Source organism: Mycobacterium sp. MAA66, from assembly GCF_041261665.1.
Classification (GTDB): Bacteria; Actinomycetota; Actinomycetes; order Mycobacteriales; family Mycobacteriaceae; genus Mycobacterium.
The window spans coordinates 163,734-183,897 of the sequence record NZ_JBGCCC010000001.1 but is presented as its reverse complement, the minus strand read 5'-3'; the positions used below and the strand labels follow the sequence as shown (position 1 = coordinate 183,897).

17 protein-coding genes are annotated in these 20,164 nt (G+C 67.1%); 6 read left to right on the top strand and 11 right to left on the bottom strand.

Features of this window, described 5'->3' with window-relative positions:
- Positions 1-283 precede the first annotated feature (283 nt).
- The 5 genes from ABIA30_RS00870 to ABIA30_RS00850 all read right to left on the bottom strand — a co-directional run bounded on the left by ABIA30_RS00870 (position 284) and on the right by ABIA30_RS00850 (position 5,344).
- Positions 284-1,309 (bottom strand): methionine synthase, encoded by a 1,026-nt coding sequence (locus tag ABIA30_RS00870; RefSeq protein WP_370061200.1) that lies wholly within the window; start codon positions 1,307-1,309, stop codon positions 284-286.
- Positions 1,306-2,373 (bottom strand): tRNA 2-thiouridine(34) synthase MnmA, encoded by a 1,068-nt coding sequence (gene mnmA / locus ABIA30_RS00865; protein ID WP_370061198.1) that lies wholly within the window; start codon positions 2,371-2,373, stop codon positions 1,306-1,308. Before mnmA ends, ABIA30_RS00870 begins: the two co-directional genes overlap by 4 nt.
- Before the next feature lie 2 nt (positions 2,374-2,375).
- A complete protein-coding gene (locus ABIA30_RS00860; protein WP_370061196.1) occupies positions 2,376-3,563 on the bottom strand; it encodes a cysteine desulfurase family protein in 1,188 nt (395 codons plus the stop codon).
- 33 nt (positions 3,564-3,596) lie between these two features.
- Positions 3,597-4,433 carry a lysophospholipid acyltransferase family protein gene (locus ABIA30_RS00855; protein WP_370063199.1) on the bottom strand — a complete coding sequence of 279 codons (837 nt, stop codon included), beginning with the start codon at positions 4,431-4,433 and terminating at the stop codon, positions 3,597-3,599.
- Between the two features lie 77 nt (positions 4,434-4,510).
- Positions 4,511-5,344, bottom strand: a complete 834-nt coding sequence (locus ABIA30_RS00850) for a GNAT family N-acetyltransferase (protein WP_370061194.1) — start codon at positions 5,342-5,344, stop codon at positions 4,511-4,513.
- Between the two features lie 97 nt (positions 5,345-5,441).
- Between ABIA30_RS00850 and ABIA30_RS00845 the strand changes: the two genes are divergently transcribed.
- The gene (locus tag ABIA30_RS00845; RefSeq protein ID WP_370061193.1) at positions 5,442-6,587 is read left to right on the top strand and encodes an NDMA-dependent alcohol dehydrogenase; all 1,146 of its coding nucleotides are present in this window, start codon (positions 5,442-5,444) and stop codon (positions 6,585-6,587) included.
- Positions 6,588-6,776: 189 nt separating this feature from the next.
- On the opposite strand, the gene ABIA30_RS00840 is transcribed toward ABIA30_RS00845, so the two are convergent.
- From ABIA30_RS00840 to ABIA30_RS00825, 4 genes are all read right to left on the bottom strand, one after another.
- Positions 6,777-8,234 carry an aldehyde dehydrogenase gene (locus ABIA30_RS00840; RefSeq protein WP_370061191.1) on the bottom strand — a complete coding sequence of 486 codons (1,458 nt, stop codon included), beginning with the start codon at positions 8,232-8,234 and terminating at the stop codon, positions 6,777-6,779.
- Positions 8,231-9,985, bottom strand: coding sequence for a flavin-containing monooxygenase (locus ABIA30_RS00835; RefSeq protein ID WP_370061189.1), 1,755 nt, complete (start codon positions 9,983-9,985; stop codon positions 8,231-8,233). The genes ABIA30_RS00840 and ABIA30_RS00835 overlap by 4 nt, the downstream gene beginning before the upstream one ends.
- Before the next feature lie 73 nt (positions 9,986-10,058).
- Positions 10,059-11,018 carry an electron transfer flavoprotein subunit alpha/FixB family protein gene (locus ABIA30_RS00830; RefSeq protein WP_370061187.1) on the bottom strand — a complete coding sequence of 320 codons (960 nt, stop codon included), beginning with the start codon at positions 11,016-11,018 and terminating at the stop codon, positions 10,059-10,061.
- Positions 11,019-11,056: 38 nt separating this feature from the next.
- Entirely contained in the window at positions 11,057-11,857 is an 801-nt protein-coding gene (locus ABIA30_RS00825; protein WP_370061185.1) for an electron transfer flavoprotein subunit beta, read from the bottom strand.
- A 261-nt stretch (positions 11,858-12,118) separates the two neighbouring features.
- Here ABIA30_RS00825 and ABIA30_RS00820 point away from each other — a divergent pair, with 261 nt between their 5' ends.
- The 4 genes from ABIA30_RS00820 (at position 12,119) to ABIA30_RS00805 (ending at position 17,252) form a co-directional block, all read left to right on the top strand.
- Positions 12,119-12,910: a class I SAM-dependent methyltransferase gene (locus ABIA30_RS00820; protein ID WP_370061184.1), complete on the top strand. Its 792-nt coding sequence runs from the start codon at positions 12,119-12,121 to the stop codon at positions 12,908-12,910.
- Between the two features lie 38 nt (positions 12,911-12,948).
- Complete coding sequence (locus tag ABIA30_RS00815; protein WP_370063197.1) at positions 12,949-14,478, top strand: 1,4-alpha-glucan branching protein domain-containing protein; 1,530 nt, start codon at positions 12,949-12,951, stop codon at positions 14,476-14,478.
- Positions 14,475-15,704 (top strand): glycosyltransferase family 4 protein, encoded by a 1,230-nt coding sequence (locus ABIA30_RS00810; protein ID WP_370061182.1) that lies wholly within the window; start codon positions 14,475-14,477, stop codon positions 15,702-15,704. The genes ABIA30_RS00815 and ABIA30_RS00810 overlap by 4 nt, the downstream gene beginning before the upstream one ends.
- Positions 15,705-15,788: 84 nt before the next feature.
- The gene (locus tag ABIA30_RS00805; RefSeq protein ID WP_370061180.1) at positions 15,789-17,252 is read left to right on the top strand and encodes a multicopper oxidase family protein; all 1,464 of its coding nucleotides are present in this window, start codon (positions 15,789-15,791) and stop codon (positions 17,250-17,252) included.
- 78 nt (positions 17,253-17,330) lie between these two features.
- On the opposite strand, the gene ABIA30_RS00800 is transcribed toward ABIA30_RS00805, so the two are convergent.
- Positions 17,331-18,068, bottom strand: coding sequence for an acetyltransferase (locus ABIA30_RS00800; RefSeq protein ID WP_370061179.1), 738 nt, complete (start codon positions 18,066-18,068; stop codon positions 17,331-17,333).
- 53 nt (positions 18,069-18,121) lie between these two features.
- On the opposite strand from ABIA30_RS00800, the gene ABIA30_RS00795 reads away from it, so the two are divergent.
- Positions 18,122-19,417: a PQQ-binding-like beta-propeller repeat protein gene (locus tag ABIA30_RS00795; RefSeq protein WP_370061177.1), complete on the top strand. Its 1,296-nt coding sequence runs from the start codon at positions 18,122-18,124 to the stop codon at positions 19,415-19,417.
- Positions 19,418-19,424: 7 nt separating this feature from the next.
- Here the strand turns inward: ABIA30_RS00795 and ABIA30_RS00790 are convergent, their stop codons facing one another.
- Positions 19,425-20,120 carry an esterase gene (locus tag ABIA30_RS00790; RefSeq protein ID WP_370061175.1) on the bottom strand — a complete coding sequence of 232 codons (696 nt, stop codon included), beginning with the start codon at positions 20,118-20,120 and terminating at the stop codon, positions 19,425-19,427.
- Between the last annotated feature and the right edge of the window lie 44 nt (positions 20,121-20,164).

Sequence of the window (20,164 nt, the reverse complement as noted above, 5' to 3'; positions counted from 1 at the left end):
CAACTGTGGGATTGTCGCGAGACCAGCCCGAGGACCCGTCGTGCGGCGATCTACCGCCGCCATGACCGTGGCCCGCACCCGGATTCGCGACAGCCGTGGCGGCGGGCAGACCCGCTACAGAGAGGAACGCGCCCAACACCGCAGCGGCGAACCGCAGCTCAGCCTGATGCACGTTCCCTCTTCCGGACTCCATAGTTCAATGACGCTGACACCGCCGACTATTAGAATATTCGCACGTCCAGGTGCCCGCTGGCCGCAAATCTCTGTGTTTCCTGTGTCGAGGTCATGCGGATTCTGGATCCCGGGCTATTCCATCGACGGCCTGTTGCGCCAGTTCCACCGCCGTCCGTGCCCACTTCTCGGTGGCCCCGGCCAGCCCGCAGGCCGGTGTCAGACCGACTTTGTCGCGCAACACCGCACGGCCGAATCCGAGCCGATCAGTGACAGCGGCAGCGGCCTTGGCGACCTCTTCAACCGGCACGCGCCGATCCGGCGCCAGCGCCGGGACTGCACCCAGCAGCACCGTCCGGCCCGTCTCGATCCACTCCCCGATACCGTCCAGATCGGCCGGCACCAAGGTGGACACATCTACCGCAATCGCGTCAATTCCGTTTCGTGCCAACAGTTTCCATGGAATATCGGCGGCACACACATGGACCGCCACCGATGCCCCCAGCGCGGCGACACACTCGTCGAGCAGCTGGGCCGCGACCGCCTCGTCGACCGCGCGCACCGCTGACAGTCCGGTCACCCCATCCAGTCGCCCGGATAGCGCGGCGCGCAGCGACGGCTCGTCGAACTGCACCACGACCTCGGCATCCAGCCGCCGCGCCACCTGCGCACGGTGCACGGCGACCCCCTCGGCCAACGAGCCGGCCAGGTCCCGCAGCGCGCCCGGATCCGTGACGGCACGGTGCCCGTTGCCGAGCTCAAGATGCGCGGCCAGGGTGATCGGCCCCGGCACCTGCACTTTGACCGTTCGGCCGCTACCGCGCAGGCCGGCCTTCTCCCAGGCCTCCTCCAACGCGTCGATGTCCTCGTCGAGCAGGCTCACCGCCCGACGCAGCGCGCTGCTGCGGCCCTGCGCGATGCGATATCCCCGGGGCACGGTGTCGATCCCGATATCCACCAGCAGAGCGCCGGCACGCCCGATGAGGTCGGCGCCGATGCCTCGAGCCGGCAGCTCGACCAGGTGCGGCAGCGTATGCAGCTCGCCGACGATCACCTCGGCGGCTTTCCTGGCGTTGGTACCCGGCCACGATCCAATGCCGGTCGCAGTGGCCCAGGGCGAGGATCCAGAAATACTCACCGGGCGATGGTCGCGCTGCCGAGGACCTCGTCGCCGTCGACATCGGGCCGATACAGCACCACGGTCTGCCCAGGCGCCACACCGTGCAGCGAGGACCGCAGCTCGATGTGCAACACGTCGTCGCGCAGTTCGGCCACCGCCGGTGCCAGCCCGCCATGAGCGCGAACCTGCACCACGCATTCCACCGGGCCGTCGAGTGCGACACCCGAGGTGAAGACCGGCCGCTCACCGGTCAGGGTGCGAATCTCGAGGTCGGCGACACTGCCCACCTTGACGGTCCCGGTGTCGGCGTCGATGTCGGTGACGTAGCGGGGCTGACCGTCCGGTCCCGGCCCGGCGATTCCGAGGCCCTTGCGCTGACCGATGGTGAAGCCGTGCACGCCTTCGTGTTCCGCGAGCACCGTGCCACCGGCATCGACCACCGCACCGGGCCGGATCCCGATCCGGGCGCCCAGAAATGCCCGGGTGTCGCCGGACGGGATGAAGCAGATGTCGTGACTGTCGGGCTTGTCCGCCACCGCCAGACCGCGGTCGGCGGCCTCCTGCCGGATCTGGGGTTTGGGTGTGTCACCGATCGGAAACAGCGCGTGGCGCAGTTGCTCGGCGGTCAGCACACCCAGCACATAGGACTGGTCTTTGTCAGCGTCCACGGCGCGGCGCAATCGGCCTTCTTCCAGACGCGCGTAGTGGCCCGTGGCCACGGCGTCGAAACCCAATGCCAGCGCCCGGGCGGACAGCGCGGAGAACTTGATCTTCTCATTGCAACGCACACACGGGTTCGGCGTCTCGCCGCGGGCGTAGGACTCGACGAAGTCGTCGATCACGTCTTCCTTGAAGCGATCCGCAAAATCCCATACGTAGAAAGGGATTTCGAGGATATCGGCGACCCGGCGGGCATCACCGGCGTCCTCCTTCGAGCAACAACCGCGCGATCCGGTCCGCAGCGTGCCCGGAGCCGCCGACAACGCCAGGTGCACGCCGACCACATCGTGGCCGGCATCGACCATCCGCGCGGCGGCCACCGAGGAGTCCACGCCACCGCTCATCGCAACCAGAACACGCACGACTACCTCCCCAGCCCGGCACTGGCCAACGCCGCTTGCCGGGCCCGCTCCACTGCGGCCGGCAAAACTGCCAGCACTGCGTCAATGTCTTCGTCAGAACTGTTGTGACCCAAAGAGAATCGCAATGAGCCGCGAGCACTCGCCGGGTCCGCTCCCATCGCGATCAGCACATGCGACGGCTGGGCCACCCCGGCGGTACAGGCCGAGCCGGTCGAGCACTCGATGCCCTTGGCGTCCAACAGCATCAAAAGCGCGTCGCCTTCGCAACCACGAAAAGTGAAGTGCGCGTTACCCGGTAGTCGATCCTCGCCGGCCGCGCCGTTGAGCACCACGTCGTCGATGGTCGACAGCACCCCGCCGACCAGCCGGTCGCGCAGCGCGCCGACCCGCGCCCGATGGTCGGACAGGCCGTCGACAGCGACTCGCGCCGCCGCGGCCATGGCCACCGCACCGGCGACATCCGGTGTGCCGGAACGCACATCGCGCTCCTGACCGCCGCCGTGCAGCAGTGGCACGCAGGCGGTGTCACGGCGGAGCAGCAGAGCGCCCACACCCGTCGGTCCACCGAACTTGTGCGCCGCGATGCTCATCGCCGCCAGGCCGCTGGCCGCGAAGTCGACCGGCACCGCGCCCACCGCCTGGATTGCATCACTGTGCATCGGAACATCGAATTCCGCTGCCAACGTGGCCAATTCGGCGATCGGTTCGATGGTGCCGACTTCGTTGTTGGCCCACATCACGGAGACCAGCGCAACGTCGTCGTGGGTGTCGAGAACCCCACGCAGCGCCTCCGGCGACACCGCGCCAGCCGAATCGACCGGCAGCCAGGTCACCTCGGCACCCTCGTGCTCGATCAGCCACTCGACCGCGTCGAGCACCGCGTGATGTTCGATCGGGGTGGTCACGATGCGACGGCGCTGCGGACAGGCGTCACGACGCGCCCAGAAGATGCCCTTGACCGCCAGGTTGTCGCTCTCGGTACCGCCGGCGGTGAAGATCACCTCGGACGGTCGGGCGCCCAGCTTCTGCGCCAGCGACTCGCGGGCCTCCTCCATCCGGCGCCGCGCAGCGCGGCCCGTGGTGTGCAGTGAGGAGGCATTGCCGCCTGCTGCCAGGACCGCCGTCATCGCCTCGATGGCAGCGGGGTGCATCGGGGTGGTGGCGGCGTGATCCAGGTAGGTGGTGTGCATGGCCTGTCCAGGATACCGGCAGGCCCAAACCGGTCAGGCGGCCAAGGCGTGCCCGTGAACTGCGGCAACGGGCAGCGGACCGCATTGGTGCACCACAGCTTGGCACCGCGCGGCCAGGTCGCGGCGGTCCTCGCCCGGCAACTGCAGCGACTGCACCTGCACATGGCACACCGTCAGGCGGGCGGTCAGCACCCGCCGGATCGAGGCCAACAGGCTGTCGTCGCCGATGAATGCGGGGATGGTCGAGGGCGCCCCGTTGCGGTACCGGTAGTTCAGCTGCAGGGGCTGCACCGGCCGTCCGGTGTCGATCGCCGCCTGGAACATCGCCGGTGCGAACGTGCCGTGGCCCAGGCCACACCAGGTGGTGCCCTCCGGGAACGCCACCACAGTTTGGCCCTCCCGCAGCCGGTCAGCGACGGTACGCACCACATCCGGCAGGCGACGCAGGCTCATTCGGTCGATCGGGATGACCTTGAGGAGCCGAGCCACGAAGCCGAGGGCCGGCCATTCGATCAGGTCGGCGCGGGCAACGAACGACCCCGGCATCACCGCACCGATGACGAAGATGTCGACCCAGGAGACGTGGCCCGCGACCACCAGCACCCCGCGCAGGTTGCGGATCGGTCCGCCCGAGACGGTGATCCGCACGCCCAGACAGCGCAGGATCAGCCGGCAGTACAGGCGCTGCACCCGGGACCGCCCGGGCAGCGGAACCGCCAGCAGCGGCAGGGCCGGCAACAACGCCAGCGTCATGACCAGACGTGCTGCGGTGCGGACCGCCACGATTGCCGGGCGGCTGATCTGAGCCGGGTCCACGCGGATGCAACTGGCGTCACAGGACGCCTGCGGCAGCCAGGGGTGGGCCTGCATGGTCGGGCCCTGGGTGGTCGGGCCCTGGGTGGTCGGGCCCTGGGTGGTCGGGCCCTGGGTGGTCGGGCCCTGGGTGGTCACTGTGCGGCCTTGTCGGTCGCCGCCGCTGCCGACCGCAGTCGGGTCAGGTAGCGGACATCGGCCTCACGCTTGTCCAGCAGCGCCGGGAAGTCGCCGACACCGAAGTCCGGGTCGTAAGCCGGGTCTCCGCAGACCTTGGCGCCCAAGCGCAGGTAGCCACGCATCAGCGGCGGCACGGTCACCCGGGCCGGTGGCTCGATGTCGTCGAGCAGCTTGCCGTCGATGATCACCGGACGGTACGGACGCACGGTGTACTCCGAGGCGTGCCGACGGTTGACGAAGTCACGCACCCCGCGGATCTGGGTGGCCGGCGGCTCATCGGGGTTGCCCTGGATCGGCACCGAGACGCAGCCGGTGACGTAGTCGTAGCCACTGCGATCGAGGTAGGCCAAGATGCCGCCCCACATCAACAGCACCACGGCGCCGTTGCGGTGGTCGGCACGGACCACGGCGCGGCCCATCTCGACCAGCGACGGCCGCAGGCGGTCGAGCTCACTGACGTCGAATTCGGTTGCGGTGTAAAGGCCTCCGGCCGCGATGGCACCCGGCGGTGGCAGCATCCGGTAGCAGCCGACGAACTCGCCGGAATTGTCCTCCCGGACCAGGAGGTGATCGCAGAACTCGTCGAAACGGTCGGCGTCCCTTCCAGATTCGAAACCCGGGCTGTCGTCGGTGAGGGTGTAGCCAGGTTCGGAGGTGAACACCTGGTGCCGCAAGCGCTGCGCGGCTTCAATGTGTTCGGCGTCGGAAGACAGCAGCAGCGTGTAACGCGGAGTGTCAGTCGACGAAGCGACGTTGTCGGGGGCGATGAGTACAGAACTAGTGCTCATGATCTGCACGGTGACGTAGCTGTTCGGCGGGGTGGCATCGGTTGCGTAACGGGTTCATGTCCGATTGAGAAACATCGGGATCCGTTAGATTCGGCGCATGAGAAGTCGGGCTGCCATTGTTCGCGAGTCCGGCGGGCAGTGGTCTGTGGAGGAATTCGAGCTCGACCCGCCGCGCGCGGACGAAGTGCTGCTGCAGATGGCGGCAGCGGGGCTGTGTCACTCCGACGATCACATCCGGTCCGGTTACCTGACCGGGCCCGCCGGTGCGGCACTGCCGCCCATGCCACCCACGATCGGTGGCCACGAGGGGGCCGCAGTGGTGATCGAGGTGGGTCCGGGGGTCACCCGGTTCGCTCCCGGCGATCACGTGGTGACCTCGTTCCTGGCGGTGTGCGGGCACTGCCGTTGGTGCACAAGCGGTATGGAGTACCTGTGCGACAAGGGTGCCGGCACCCTGGTGCCCGGCATGCCCACCGACGGCACCTTCCGGCATCACAGCCTGGCCGGCGAGGACCTGCGGCACACCTCGAAGATCGGGGCGTTCGCCGAGCACACCGTGGTGGCGGCCGATTCACTGGTCAAGATCGACCCCCGACTTCCGTTGGTGCCCAGTGCGTTGCTGTCCTGTGCTGTGCCCACCGGGTACGGGTCGACAGTGCGGCGAGCCGGCGTGCGCGACGGTGACACCGTGGTGGTGATCGGAGTCGGCGGCATCGGGACGGCGGCGCTGCAGGGCGCAGTGCTGGCTGGGGCGGCTCAGGTTGTCGCGGTGGATCCGGTTGCATTCAAACGTGATTCGGCATTCGGATTCGGGGCTACCCACGCGACGGCGTCGGCGCCCGAAACGATCGGCCTGGTTCGCGAGTTGACCCGCGGAGTGATGGCCGACGCGGTCGTGCTGTCCCCGTCTGAGATCGGTGACGGCGACGTCGAGGGCGCATTGGCGCTGACCCGCAAAGGCGGCACCTGCGTGCTGACCGGAATGGCGGCTCCGACAACGGGTTCGGTCCGGATGGATCTGCAGGACTTCATCTTGATGAACAAGAACCTGTGCGGCACGCTGTTCGGGTCATGTAACCCCACCACTGAAATCCCGGCACTGGCACGTCTTTACCAGGACGGCAAGCTCAAACTGGACGAGATGATCACCCGGCGCTACCGGCTCGATGACATCAATGAGGCATTCGATGATCTGTTGGCGGGCCGGGTGATCCGCGGGGTCATCGACTTCGGGTTGTCCTGACTCCGCTGCGACCTCGATGCTGAGCACCTGACTAGAAAATGCCTTGTTGCCGTTGACTTTGCGTCCACGTAGCAAAAGTGCGAGTAACAGTGTGCGTGGATTCACAGTCAAACGGCGGCCGACGCTCGGACGGGTCGACCCTGCACTGAGGGCGCACCGTACTCGCATAAATGCACCGTAGATGCAGGGTCATCGATGCGTGACACCCCTGGCGATCAACTTGGTTTCCAGGTACTCCTCGAAGCCGGCCAGCCCCATCTCACGGCCGATGCCGGACTGCTTGTAGCCGCCGAACGGCGCATCGGCGGAGTACCAGACGCCACCGTTGACGTTGATGGTCCCGGTGCGCAGCCGAGAGGCCACCCAGTCGACGCGGCCCTGGTCGGCACCCACCACCGCGCCGGACAATCCGTAGGGCGAATCGTTGGCGATCCGAACGGCATCCGCATCACCGTCGTGAGCCAGCACCACCAGTACGGGACCGAAGATCTCCTCCCGCGCCACCCGTGCGTCGTTGGTGAGACCGCCGATCACCGTCGGCTCGATGAAGAAGCCTCGGTCCAGACCAGCGGGCCGTCCGCCGCCGCAACCGAACCTGCCGCCCTCCTGCTCGGCCAGCTTCAGGTAGCCCTCGACGCGCTCGCGCTGCCGGGCCGAGATCAACGGACCACACAGTGTCCTCGGATCGGTCGGGTCGCCGAAACCGACGTTGGACATGGCCTCGGAGGCAGCGGCCACCGCGTCTTCGTAACGGGCCCTTGGTACCAACAGTCGGGTGTTGAAGGCGCAGCCCTGTCCCGCGTGCATGGCCACCCCGGCCGCCGCGGCGGCGCAGGCAGCCGGCAGATCGGCATCGTCGAGGACGATGTAGGCGGACTTACCGCCGAGTTCGAGAAACACCTTCTTGATGGTCTGCGACGCAGCCGCCATCACCGCCCGTCCGGTCGCAGTCGATCCCGTGAACGACACCAGGTCCACCCGCTGGTCCTGGGTCAGTTGCGCGCCGATGGCGTGATCACGTGACGTGATGATGTTGACCACTCCGGCCGGAAAATCAGTGTGGTCCTTGATGATCCGGCCTATCTCAGCCGCGCACCACGGGGTGTCCGGTGCCGCTTTGAGCACCACGGTGTTACCGGCTGCGAGCGCCGGACCGAGTTTGGCGAAATTGATCTGGTGCGGGAAGTTCCACGGCGTCACCGCTCCGACGACCCCGCAGGCCTCCCGGACGACGGTGCGCCGGGTCGGCTTCCCGAACGGTGCGGCCTCCCCCAGATCAGTTGTCCACTGGTAGTTTTCCGCGAGATCCGCGACGTAATACAGGCCGTCCACCGGCATCTGCAGCTGCCCGCCGTAGGTCAGGGACACCGGGGCGCCCACTTCGGCGACGGTGACGGCGCGCAGGTGCTCGATCTCGACACTCAGGGCCTCGTGCAACTGGCGCAGGCAGTGCACCCGCAACGCAGTGTCGCGCGACCAATCGGTGTCGTCGAACGCCGTGCGAGCCGCGGCGATGGCACGGTCCAGATCGGCGGCGTCAGCATCGGCGGCCTGTCCCAGTACCTCCTCGGTGGCCGGATTGACCGTGTCGAAGCTACCCGCAGAGCCGGGCACGAGTTCGCCGTCGATCAGCAGCGGGGTGTTCACGTGATCACAAGTCCGTCAAGGGTTTCCGCAGCACGCCAGGCCGCCAGCAGGTCGGCGTATTCGGTGGGACCGCCGAAGAAGTAGCTGTCCTGGTTCAGCCGGGCGCTGGGCTGACCTTCACGGTTGTAGTAGCCGGGTGTGCACGTTTCGCGCCGGCCCGCGATGACGCTGGACCTGGCCACCACCGTTTCGACCCAGTCTTTTTCGGCCTGGTCACTGGCCTCCAGTTCGGTGATGCCGTGGTCCAGCGCCCAGGCGATCACCCAGGCGGTATGACGGGATTGAACGTCGATCAGATACGGGAAATTCACCGTGAACCCGGACTGGGCGATGCTCGCGATGAAGCAGTTCGGAAAACCGTTGACGTGCAAGCCGTGCAGGGTTTGCACCCCGTCGGCCCATTTGCCGGTGAGCGTCAGGCCGTCCCGGCCGACCACTTCGAAGCCGGTGCGCTGTGCATAGTCGGTACCGACCTCGAAACCCGTTGCGAAAACCAGGCAGTCCAAGGGGTATTCGGTGCCGGCAACCACGACACCGTCGGCTGTGATCTGCTCAACGCCGCGACCGCCGGTGTCGACCAGGGTGACGTTGTCCCGATTGAACGTCTGCAGGTACTCGTCGTGAAAGCACGGCCGCTTGCAGTAGTACCCGTACCAGGGCTTGAGCGCTTCGGCCGTGGCCGGGTCGGTCACCAGGGCGTCGACCCGCCCCCGGATCTGTTCCATCTTGGCGAAGTCGGCCAGCTCCGCCGCCGAGGCCCGCGGGTCGGTGCCCTCCTTGGCGATCGGCATCGCCTTGGCCAGGCTGGTCCAGGCGTCGTCGACCAGATCCTCGTCAGCCTCACCACCGGCGGTGAGGACCTGAAAGTTCTCGATACGGCGCTGCTGCCAGCCGGGCGTGAGTGCGGCTGCCCACTGCGGATCGGTGGGCGCGTTGGCCCGCACGTCAACAGTGGACGGGGTGCGCTGAAAGACGAAGAGCTCCCCCACTGCCGGCGCGAGTCTCGGGATGCACTGGATGGCGGTGGCGCCGGTGCCGACGATGCCGACCCGCTTGTCGGCCAGATGTTCCAGCCCCGTGCCGGTGTAGCCGTAGTCCCAGCGGCTGGTGTGGAAGGCGTGGCCGCCGAACGACGTGATGCCGTCGATGCCGGGCAGTTTCGGCTTCTGCAGGTAGCCGTTGGCCATCGAAACGAAACGGGCCCGCATTGCGTCACCGTGGTTGGTGATGATCACCCAACGCGAATCGTCCGGATCCCAACGGATTTCCCGTACCTCGGTCTGCAGACAGGCGTTGCGGTACAGGTCAAAGTGCCGGGCGATCGCCCGGCAGTGCGCGAAGATCTCTGGGCCCTTGGCGTATTTCTCGGTCGGCACACAACCGAGTTCCTCGAGCAGCGGCATGTACACGTAGGACTCGACATCGCAGGCAATTCCCGGATAGCGATTCCAGTACCAGGTGCCACCCACGTCGGCTGCCTTGTCGATCAGACGCAGATTCTGCACCCCCCGCTGACGCAGATGTGCTCCGGTGAGCAGCCCACCGAAACCCGCCCCGACGATCGCCACGTCGACCTCGTCGGTCAGCGGTTCCCTGATGAAGTGCGGATCGGCCCAGGGATCGTCGCCGAAAGCGGCGAACCGGCCTGCGATTTCGACATACTGCCCGATGCCGTCGGTTCGGAGCCGTCGCGTGCGTTCTTCGGAATACCGCTGCCGCAATGCATCTGGGTCAAACCTCACGCCGCCCATTCAAGCCGACCCAGACGCAAAGGTGCCCCGAAACCGAAAGTTTCGGGGCACCTTTGAGCTGGTGTGCGACGACTTAGCCCTTGCGAGCCTTGATCGCATCGGTCAGCTGCGGGGCGACCTTGAACAGGTCACCGACGATGCCGAGGTCGGCGATCTCGAAGATCGGGGCCTCTTCGTCTTTGTTGACCGCGACGATGGTCTTGCTGGTCTGCATACCGGCGCGGTGCTGGATGGCGCCCGAGATGCCCAAGGCGATGTACAGCTGCGGCGACACGGTCTTACCGGTCTGGCCGACCTGGAACTGACCGCCGTAGTAGCCCGAGTCCACTGCGGCACGCGAGGCACCAACGGCAGCGCCGAAGGCGTCGGCCAGCGGCTCGACGACCTGGTGGAAGCCGTCTTCGCTGCCCACACCACGGCCACCGGCGACCACGATGGCAGCCTCGGTGAGCTCCGGACGGTCACCGGCGACGGCCGGCTCGCGGGAGGTGATCTTGGTGGCGTTCTCGGCCTGTGCCGGAACCTCGACGGCGACGACCTCGCCCGCGCCGGCGGCCGGAGCGGGCTCGACGGCACCCGGACGCACGGTGATCACCGGGAGCTCACCGGTGGTCTGCGCCTCGACGGTGTAGGCACCACCGAAGATGCTGTGCACGCCCACGCCACCGGCCTTGACGTCGATGACGTCGACCAGCACGCCCGAACCCAGGCGCGCGGCCACGCGGCCGGCAACCTCTTTGCCCTCGATGCTGGCGGCGGCGAGGATCGCGGCCGGAGCGGCCGACTCGGCCAGCGCAGCCAGCACGTCGACCTTCGGGGTCACCAGGAAGTTGTCCGCGTCGGCCGACTCGGCGACGTAGATCTTGGCCGCGCCGGCTTCCTTCAGCGCATCGGTCAGCGGCGCAGCGGTGCCCGGGGCGCCGACCACGACGGCCGACGGCTCACCGAGCACACGGGCGGCGGTGATCAATTCGGTGCTGACCTTTTTCAGAGCACCATCAGCGTGCTCAACGAGCACAAGTACTTCAGCCATGAATTTCTGCCTCTGTGTCTTTCGTGAAAGTTGTGGGGTTAGACGAGCTTTTGCGCAACGAGGAACTCGGCGATCTTGGTGCCGCCCTCGCCCTCATCGGTGATCTTCTCGCCCGCGGCCTTGGCCGGCTTCGGCGTGGAGGTCAGCACCTTGGTGCCGGCGTTGGCGCCACCGACCTCGTCGGCCTCGACCCCGATGTCGGCCAGAGTCAGGTCGGCGACCGGCTTCTTCTTGGCGGCCATGATGCCCTTGAACGACGGGAAGCGAGCTTCACCGATGCGCTCGTTGACGCTCACGATTGCCGGCAGCGAGGCTGACACCGCGAAGACACCGTCGTCGGTCTCGCGCTCACCGGTGACTGCACCACCCTCGACGGACACACTGCGCAGGTGAGTCAGCTGGGGCAGGCCCAGGTACTCGGCGATGATCGCCGGGACCGCGCCACCCGCGCCATCGCTTGAGGTGTTGCCGGCGATGACCAGCTCGACGCCCTCGACGGTGCCCAGCGCGCGGGCCAGCGCCCACGAGGTCTGGATGATGTCCGAGCCGCGGAGCTGCTCGTCCTGCAGGTGCACGGCGTTGTCGGCGCCCATGGACAGCGCCTTGCGGATGGCCTCGGTAGCCCGTGCCGGTCCGGCGGTCAGGACGGTAACGGTGCCGGCGCCCCCGGCAGCCTCTTCCTTTTCCTTGATCTGCAGCGCAGCCTCGACGGCGCGCTCGTTGATCTCGTCGAGCACCGCATCGGCGGCCTCGCGGTCCAGGTAGAAGTCGCCGTCGGTGAGCGTGCGCTCCGACTCATAGTCAGGGACCTGTTTGATCAGGACCACGATGTTCGTCATGGGTGTGGTTCGTCCTCCTCGATGAGGCCGGCGGTCGGCCTGGCATTCACGATTCACGCAACGGCGAGCATGTTACTACTCGGTAACTTTTGCCGCGCGCGCAGGAACACCATAACTGGTCGCACCGGGCCCAATGGTCCCGCCGTTTGTTTTCTCGGCCACATTTGGGCGATCCGGAGGGCCGCTGGGTGGACTACTGCCCAAGAGGAACCGATCGGCCAGAAGAAACTGGACGGCAGTCTGGGTTAGCCTGCCTATTCAATGAGCACTTTTTCCTTGGGTCAGCCGGCGGAACCCACTGCCGAACCGGTGATGCCGCTGACGGGCGAGCGGACGGTTCCCGGCCTTGCGGAGGAGAACTACTGGTTCCGCCGCCATGAGGTGGTCTACCGGCGGCTGTCCGAGCGGTGCCGCGACCGCGACGTACTGGAGGCCGGCTCCGGCGAGGGCTACGGCGCCGACCTGATCGCGAACATCGCCCGCCGGGTGATCGGTCTGGACTACGACGAATCGGCAGTCGCGCACGTGCGCGCCCGGTACCCCCGGGTGGAGATGCTGCACGGCAATCTGGCCGATTTACCGCTGCCCGACGCCTCGGTCGACGTGGTGGTCAACTTTCAGGTGATCGAGCACCTGTGGGATCAGGGGCAGTTCGTTGCCGAATGCCTGCGGGTACTGCGCCCCGGCGGGGTGCTGTTGATGTCCACCCCCAACCGGATCACGTTCACCCCGGGCAGCGACACCCCGCTCAACCCGTTCCACACCCGCGAGCTCAACGCCGCCGAGCTGACCGAGCTCCTGACCGAGCAGGGTTTCGCGATGGAGGCGATGCTGGGCGTGTATCACGGTGCGGCACTGCGCGAATTGGATGCCAAGCACGGCGGTTCGATCATCGGCGCCCAGATCGACCGCGCCGTGGCCGATGCGCCGTGGGGCGATGACCTGCTTGCTGACGTGGCGTCGGTATCGATCGACGATTTCGACCTGCTGAATGCCGACTCGGCCGACATCGATGACAGCCTCGACCTGGTGGCAATCGCGGTGCGGCCGTGACGGTCACCTCCTCGCCCACCCACGCGCCGGTCCCCGGCATGTTCACGCTGGTGCTGCACACGCACCTGCCGTGGCTGGCGCACCACGGCCGCTGGCCGGTCGGCGAGGAGTGGCTGTACCAGTCTTGGGCCACGGCCTATCTTCCGCTCACCCGGGTGTTACGCACCCTGGCCGGCGAAGGCCGATCTCATCTGTTGACCTTGGGCATGACACCGGTGGTCACCGCGCAGCTCGACGACCCGTACTGCCTGGCCGGCATGGCACAGTGGCTGTCCAATTGGCAGCTGCGCGCGCTGGAGGCCACCGCCGTCCGCGACGGGGGCGGCGCGCCGGATACCTTCAACTCTCCAGAAGCATTGCGCGCCTTCGGATTTGACGAGCATCAACGGGCCGGCTCCGCGATCGAAGAGTTCAACTCGCACTGGCAGCACGGCGGCAGCCCGGTACTCCGCGAGCTGATCGACGCCGAAACCATCGAACTGCTCGGCGGTCCGTTGGCCCACCCGTTCCAGCCACTGCTGAATCCACGACTGCGCGAATTCGCCTTGCGTGAAGGCCTTTCCGATGCGCAGCAGCGCTTCGCGCACACCCCGGGTGGCATCTGGGCGCCCGAATGCGCCTACGCCCCGGGCATGGAAACCGGTTACGCCGCAGCCGGTGTAACCCACTTCATGGTCGACGGCCCGACGCTGCACGGCGATACCACGCTGGGACGTCCGGTCGGCGAATCGGATGTCATCGCCTTCGGCCGCGACCTGCAGGTCAGCTACCGGGTGTGGTCCCCCAAGTCTGGCTACCCCGGACATGGCGCGTACCGCGACTTCCACACCTACGACCATCTGACCGGCCTCAAGCCGGCCCGGGTGACCGGTCGCAACGTGTCCTCGGAGTCCAAGGCTCCATACGACCCGTTCCGGGCCGACCGGTCCATCGACACCCATGTCGCCGATTTCGTGAATACCGTTCGGCGACGACTCATTTCGGAATCCGAGCGCATCGGTCGACCGGCCCACGTGGTGGCCGCCTTCGACACCGAGCTGTACGGCCACTGGTGGCACGAGGGACCCGAATGGCTGGCGCGGGTACTGCGGGCACTGCCCGAGGCCGGGGTTCAGGTGGGCACCCTGAGCGACGCGATCAACGCCGGGTTCGTCGGCTCCCCGACCGAATTGCCGCCCAGCTCTTGGGGTTCCGGCAAGGATTGGCAGGTCTGGTCGGGCGAGCAAGTGGCCGACCTGGTGGCACTCAACACCGAGGTGGTCGACACCGCGTTGACCACCGTGGACAAGGCGCTGGCCCAGGACGGACCGGTGACCCGCGACCGGGTAGCCGATCAGATCCTGCGCGAGGCGTTGCTGACGGTATCCAGCGACTGGCCGTTCATGGTTAGCAAGGACACTGCCGCCGAATACGCCCGTTACCGGGCACATCTGCATGCCCACGCGACCCGCGAGATCGCCGGAGCGCTCGCGTCGGGCCGCCGGGACCAGGCCGAGCGCCTGGCCGAGGGCTGGAATTGCGCCGACGGATTGTTCGGCGCCCTGGACGCGAGGCGGCTGCCGCGATGAAGATCCTGATGGTTTCGTGGGAGTACCCGCCGGTGGTCATCGGCGGGCTCGGCCGGCATGTGCACCATCTGGCGGTCGAGTTGGCCGCCGACGGCCACGAGGTGGTCGTGCTGTGCCGTCGTCCGGCGGGCACCGACCCGGCGAGCCATCCGACCACCATCGAGGTGCACGAAGGGGTGCGCGCTGTCTTCGCCGCGCTGGACCCCAACGAGTTCACCTTCGGTACCGACATGATGGCTTGGACCCTGGCCATGGGGCATGCCATGACGCGCGCCGGTCTGGCGCTGCGCGATTGGGTGCCCGACGTAGTGCATGCGCACGACTGGCTGGTCGCCCACCCGGCCGTGACGCTGGCCGAATTCTTCGATGTACCACTGATTTCCACCATTCACGCCACCGAGGCGGGCCGGCATTCCGGTTGGCTGTCGGGTTCGATGAGCCGCCAGGTGCATTCGCTGGAGTCCTGGCTGGTGCACGAGTCGGACTCGCTTATCACCTGCTCGGTGTCGATGGGCGAAGAGATCACCGAACTGTTCGGCCCCGAACTGCCTGACATGAAGGTGATCTGCAACGGTATCGACACCGCGGGTTGGCCGTTCGCCATGCGCCGTCCCCACGACGGGCCCGCGGAGCTGTTGTACTTCGGCCGACTCGAGTACGAGAAGGGTGTGCACGACGTCATCGCCGCGTTGCCCCGGATCCGCCGTACCCATCCCGGCACCACGCTCACCATCGCCGGTGACGGCACCCAGTACGACTGGCTGGTCGAGGAGACCCGTAAGCACAAGGTCACCAAGGCCGTGAATTTCGTTGGCCGGGTTGATCATGTGGGACTGTTGCAGCTGTTGTACCGGGTAGATGCCGCTGTTCTGCCCAGCCATTACGAGCCTTTCGGCATCGTCGCACTGGAGGCCGCGGCAGCCGGCACCCCGCTGGTCACCTCGAACGTCGGCGGCCTGGGCGAAGCGGTGATCAACGGCAAGACCGGGGTGTCGTTCCCGCCGCGAAACGTCGGGGCGCTGGCCTCTGCGGTGCGCAAGGTGCTCGATGCTCCCGACGCCGCCCAGCACCGCGCGGTGGCGGCCCGGGATCGCCTGAACTCCGAATTCAGTTGGCGCACAGTGGCCGACGAGACTGCCGAAATCTACCTGGCGGCCAAACGCGGTGAGCGCCTGCCGCATGCGCGCCGTGCCATCGTGGAGCGCCCGCTGCCCGACCGCGGCTGACGCCCACGCTGCCGCCCGTCCAACGGACGGCCGCCCAGTATCCGGACCCTTGACCTAGATACCCCCCGGGGGTACAACGGAGGGGTGTTCACCCGGCGCACGTTCCTACTGACCACCGCGGTCACTGCCCTGACGGCGGCCTGCGGCCGGCCCCCCGGCCCCGCAGCTGCAGACCTACGCGGGGCCATCGCTGCGGCTGAGGCGGCCCGTCCACATACGGGCCGAACCGTCTCGGCCACGCTCACCCCACAACCGGTGACGGTCGACCTCGGTGGCGTGACGGCACAGACGTTGGCATACGCAGATCAACTGCCCGGCCCGCTGATTCGGGCGTCGGTGGGCGACGAACTGGCCGTGCGGGTGTCCAACAAGCTCGACCGGGACACCTCGGTGCACTGGCACGGCATCGCGCTACGTAACGACATGGATGGGGCGGCTCCGGCGACGGCGGACATCGAACCAGGCAACGACTTCACCTACACGTTCTCGTCGCCCTATGCGGGCACCTATTGGGCGCACCCGCACACCGGACTGCAGGCCGACTACGGGCTGTATCTGCCGGTGATCATCGACGATCCGCGCGAGCCCGCCGCATACGACGCGGAATGGATTGTGGTACTTGATGACTGGACCTCGGGTGTAGGCAAGTCCCCGGAGCAGATCTTCGAGGGACTGCGCGCGATGTCCGGCATGGGCAGCCACGACATGGGCGACATGGGCACCAAAGATGGGTCGGCGGACAACATGCTCGGTGGCGACGCCGGCGACGTCACCTACCCCTACTTTTTGATCAACGGACGCATTCCCACCGCACCGACCACCTTCACCGCCAAACCGGGCCAACGGATCAGGATACGAATCATCAACGTGGGCGCCGACACCGCCTTCCGGGTGGCACTGGCCGGACACACCATGACCGTGACCCATACCGACGGATTCCCGGTCAGGCCGGTCACCGTCGATGCCCTCCTGATCGGTATGGCCGAACGTTACGACGTCATCGTGACCGCGGGTGACGGGGTGTTCCCGCTGGTTGCCTCGGCCGAAGGCAAAAACAACCTGGCCCGCGCCCTGCTGTCCACCGGAGCCGGGGCTGCGCCCGCTCCAGCGTTCCGCCCCGCCGAATTGACCCGCCGGGTGGGCACCGTCACCGATTTCACCGCCACCGACAGCGACGACCTCGGACCCCTGACCCCGGATGTGGCGCTGACCGCCGACCTCACCGGTTCGATGATGAAGTACGACTGGGGCATCAACGGCCGGCCGTTCAGCGACCGATTGCCGCTGATGGTCAAGCAGGGCCAGAACGTCACCGTGACATTCACCAACTCGACCGCCATGTGGCATCCGATGCACCTGCACGGCCACACCTTCCAGGTGCTGGGCGCCGACGGTCGCCGTGGGGCCCGCAAAGACACCCTGATCGTGCTGCCCCGGCAGAAGGTCACCGTGGCACTGGTGGCCGACAACCCCGGAATCTGGATGTTGCACTGCCACAACGCCTATCACCAGGATGCGGGCATGATGACCACCCTCAACTACGCCTGACGGTCCGCCGCCGAGCAGACACATATGTCCCCGAATTCCCGGCGTGTCTGGGACATATGTGTCTGCTCGCGGAAAAAACTACGTGGCGCTCTTCTTGCGCTCGATGTCGGCCAGTGCGGCAGCCAGCTCGGCGCGCTGCGCCGCCGACGTCTCCCAGTCGAGCTTGCGGTTGCGGACCACCTTGGCCGGCGCACCGACCGCGATCGAGAAGTCGGGGATCTCCCCCTTGACCACCGCGTGGGCGCCCAGCACGCAGCCCCGGCCGATGCTGGTGTTGCGCAGGATCGTCACCTTCGCAGCGACCCAGGTATCCGGACCGATCCGCACCGGGCCCTTGACGATGCCCTGATCCTTGATCGGCAGCTCCATGCTGTCCATCTTGTGGTCGAAGTCGCAGACGTAGCACCAGTCGGCCATCAGTGCCGAGTCACCGAGTTCGATATCCAAGTAGGTGTTGATGACGTTGTCGCGGCCCAGCACCACTTTGTCGCCGATGCGCAGCGATCCCTCGTGGCAGCGGATGGTGTTCTTGTCACCGATGTGCACCCAGCGGCCGATCTCCATCTGCGCCAATTCTGGTGTGCACTGGATCTCCACGCCCTTGCCCAGGAACACCATGCCGCGGGTGATGATGTGCGGGTTGGCCAACTTGAACTTGAGCAGCCGGAAGTACCGCACCAGGTACCACGGGGTGTATGCCTTGTTCGCCAGCACCCACCGGAGCGATTCACGGGTCAGGAAGCGCGCCTGTCGCGGGTCGCCCAGCCGCGAACCCCGCCATCGTTTGTGAATCGGTGCGCCCCACATCGTCGTCATGGCCGGACAGCCTACGCGAGGCCGATAGTGACAACGGATAGTCTCTAGACCCGATGCCTGTACACGGATTACGCCGACTCACCGCGGCAGCGGTGGCGGCGGTGACACTGACCGTAGCGGCCTGCGACAACACCGACGACTGGGTTCTGGCCCATGCCTCGGACGGTTGGTCTGCCCAGTACGGCAATGCCGCCAACAGCAGCTATACCGCCCTGGGTGGCGCCGGCACCCTCAAGCAGGACTGGGCCAGATCGACCAGGGGCACGCTCGGCTCGCAGGTCGTCCTCGGCTCGGGCAGCTACCTCGCCGTCAACGCCCAGACCTCGGCCGGCTGCTCCCTGATGGTCTGGGAGAGCGACGGGCACGGCCGGCAGCGTTGGTGCACCCGGCTGTGGCAGGGCGGCGGCTTCGCCGGCCCGTTGTTCGACGGCTTCGACAACCTGTACGTGGGCCAACCCGGCGCTATCCTGTCGTTCCCGCCCACCCAGTGGATCCGCTGGCGCCAACCGGTGATCGGCATGCCGATGACACCCCGCATCCTGGCGCCGGACCAACTGCTCGTGATGACCCACCTGGGCCAGGTGCTGGTCTTCAACGCGCACCGTGGCACGGTCATCAGCACCCCGCTGGATCTGGTCGACGGCATCGACCCGACCAATTCCGAGCGCGGGCTGGCCGATTGCCAGCCGGCCAAGGCGGGCTGCCCGATCGCCGCCGCACCGGCTTTCTCGGCGGCAACCAACATCGTGGTGGCCGGGTTGTGGCAGCCCAACGCCGACGCGCCGACGCTGATCGGGTTGCGCTACCGGCCCGGACAGACCCCGCTGTTGAGCCGCGAGTGGAACAGCACCGCGGTCGGCGGCGGCCCCATCGCCAGCCCGGTGCTGTCCGCCGACGGCAAGACCATCTACGTCAACGGTCGTGACCAACATCTGTGGGCGCTCAACTCAGACGACGGCAAAGCCAAGTGGTCGGTCGATCTGGGTTACCAGCCGCTGACCCCGCCGTCGGTGACCCCGGACGGGCTGATCGTCGCCGGCGGTGGGCCGCACACCAAGCTGACCGCGATCAAAGACAACGGCGATCACGGCTCGGTGACCTGGACACGCGCCGACGTCGAGCCGTTGACCACCTCGACCCGGGCCGGAACCGGAGTCGGTTATGCCGTGGTCCGCAGTGGCGATCAGGGCCAGGCGCTGATGGTGTTCTCCCCCGCCGACGGGCACACGCTGAACAGCTATCCGTTGCCCGGTGCCACCGGCTGGCCGGTGGGAGTGTCGGTCGGCCACGACAAGCGCGTGGTGACCGCGACCAGCGACGGTCAGGTCTACGCGTTCGCGCCGGCCTGACCCGATATCAGGCCAGCATCGAATCGATCGCTGCTCGCGGCACCGTGACCTGCAGCGCGCCGGCCGATTCCGGCAATACTTCGCCCTGGCCGAAGAAGAAAATCAACGAATCATTGGTGATCGCGAAGTTCTGATAGGTGTTCGGGTCCAACCCGACACCCTGCGGGATCAGCACCGGAACGCCCGACTGCCGGATCAGCTCACCCTGCACGATCGGCAGGATCACCGGGAACGGTTGGGTGCCAGGGGCGAACAAGCTCTCGATGGTGATCGGCTTGCGTGCGCCGAGGTCCCAGTTGAACGATTTGTAAAAGGTCTGCGGGCGCGCGCCGCCAACGTCCTGGAAGGTCTTGAAGACGATCGACTGGGTGCTGCGTGACGGCGTCGAGGAGCTGTATTTGGTGGCCGTGGTGTCCAGTTCGTAGGGCTTGTCCTGGGAACCTGGGCTCTTGGCCACGTTGACGAACCCGTCACGGGTCTGCGCGACGTAGTCCGAGATCGACTGTTGGTCGGGGTAATCCACCGGGAAGCTGATGTTGAGAGAGTAAGCGGCCTCGGTGCGCCGGATCTGGCAGGTCTGCGACCCATCGATGATGCCTGACAGGCTGGCGCACGTCGCAGGTACCGCGACCGCGGCCGGGGCCGTCGGCCAACCGACCACGCTGACGGCAGCGAAGACCGCAGCGGCGGCGAGGGCGCGCATGTGTCAGATTCCTCCAAGTCACGCGGCACCGGCGCCGCTGTCGA

Coding starts and splice junctions, on each gene's coding strand:
- ABIA30_RS00860 (WP_370061196.1), bottom strand. CDS start 3,563: ATGCACACCACCTACCTGGATCACGCCGCCACCACCCCGATGCACCCC.
- ABIA30_RS00855 (WP_370063199.1), bottom strand. CDS start 4,433: ATGCAGGCCCACCCCTGGCTGCCGCAGGCGTCCTGTGACGCCAGTTGC.
- ABIA30_RS00850 (WP_370061194.1), bottom strand. CDS start 5,344: ATGAGCACTAGTTCTGTACTCATCGCCCCCGACAACGTCGCTTCGTCG.
- ABIA30_RS00845 (WP_370061193.1), top strand. CDS start 5,442: ATGAGAAGTCGGGCTGCCATTGTTCGCGAGTCCGGCGGGCAGTGGTCT.
- ABIA30_RS00835 (WP_370061189.1), bottom strand. CDS start 9,985: ATGGGCGGCGTGAGGTTTGACCCAGATGCATTGCGGCAGCGGTATTCC.
- ABIA30_RS00830 (WP_370061187.1), bottom strand. CDS start 11,018: ATGGCTGAAGTACTTGTGCTCGTTGAGCACGCTGATGGTGCTCTGAAA.
- ABIA30_RS00825 (WP_370061185.1), bottom strand. CDS start 11,857: ATGACGAACATCGTGGTCCTGATCAAACAGGTCCCTGACTATGAGTCG.
- ABIA30_RS00820 (WP_370061184.1), top strand. CDS start 12,119: ATGAGCACTTTTTCCTTGGGTCAGCCGGCGGAACCCACTGCCGAACCG.
- ABIA30_RS00815 (WP_370063197.1), top strand. CDS start 12,949: ATGTTCACGCTGGTGCTGCACACGCACCTGCCGTGGCTGGCGCACCAC.
- ABIA30_RS00810 (WP_370061182.1), top strand. CDS start 14,475: ATGAAGATCCTGATGGTTTCGTGGGAGTACCCGCCGGTGGTCATCGGC.
- ABIA30_RS00800 (WP_370061179.1), bottom strand. CDS start 18,068: ATGACGACGATGTGGGGCGCACCGATTCACAAACGATGGCGGGGTTCG.
- ABIA30_RS00795 (WP_370061177.1), top strand. CDS start 18,122: ATGCCTGTACACGGATTACGCCGACTCACCGCGGCAGCGGTGGCGGCG.
- ABIA30_RS00790 (WP_370061175.1), bottom strand. CDS start 20,120: ATGCGCGCCCTCGCCGCCGCTGCGGTCTTCGCTGCCGTCAGCGTGGTC.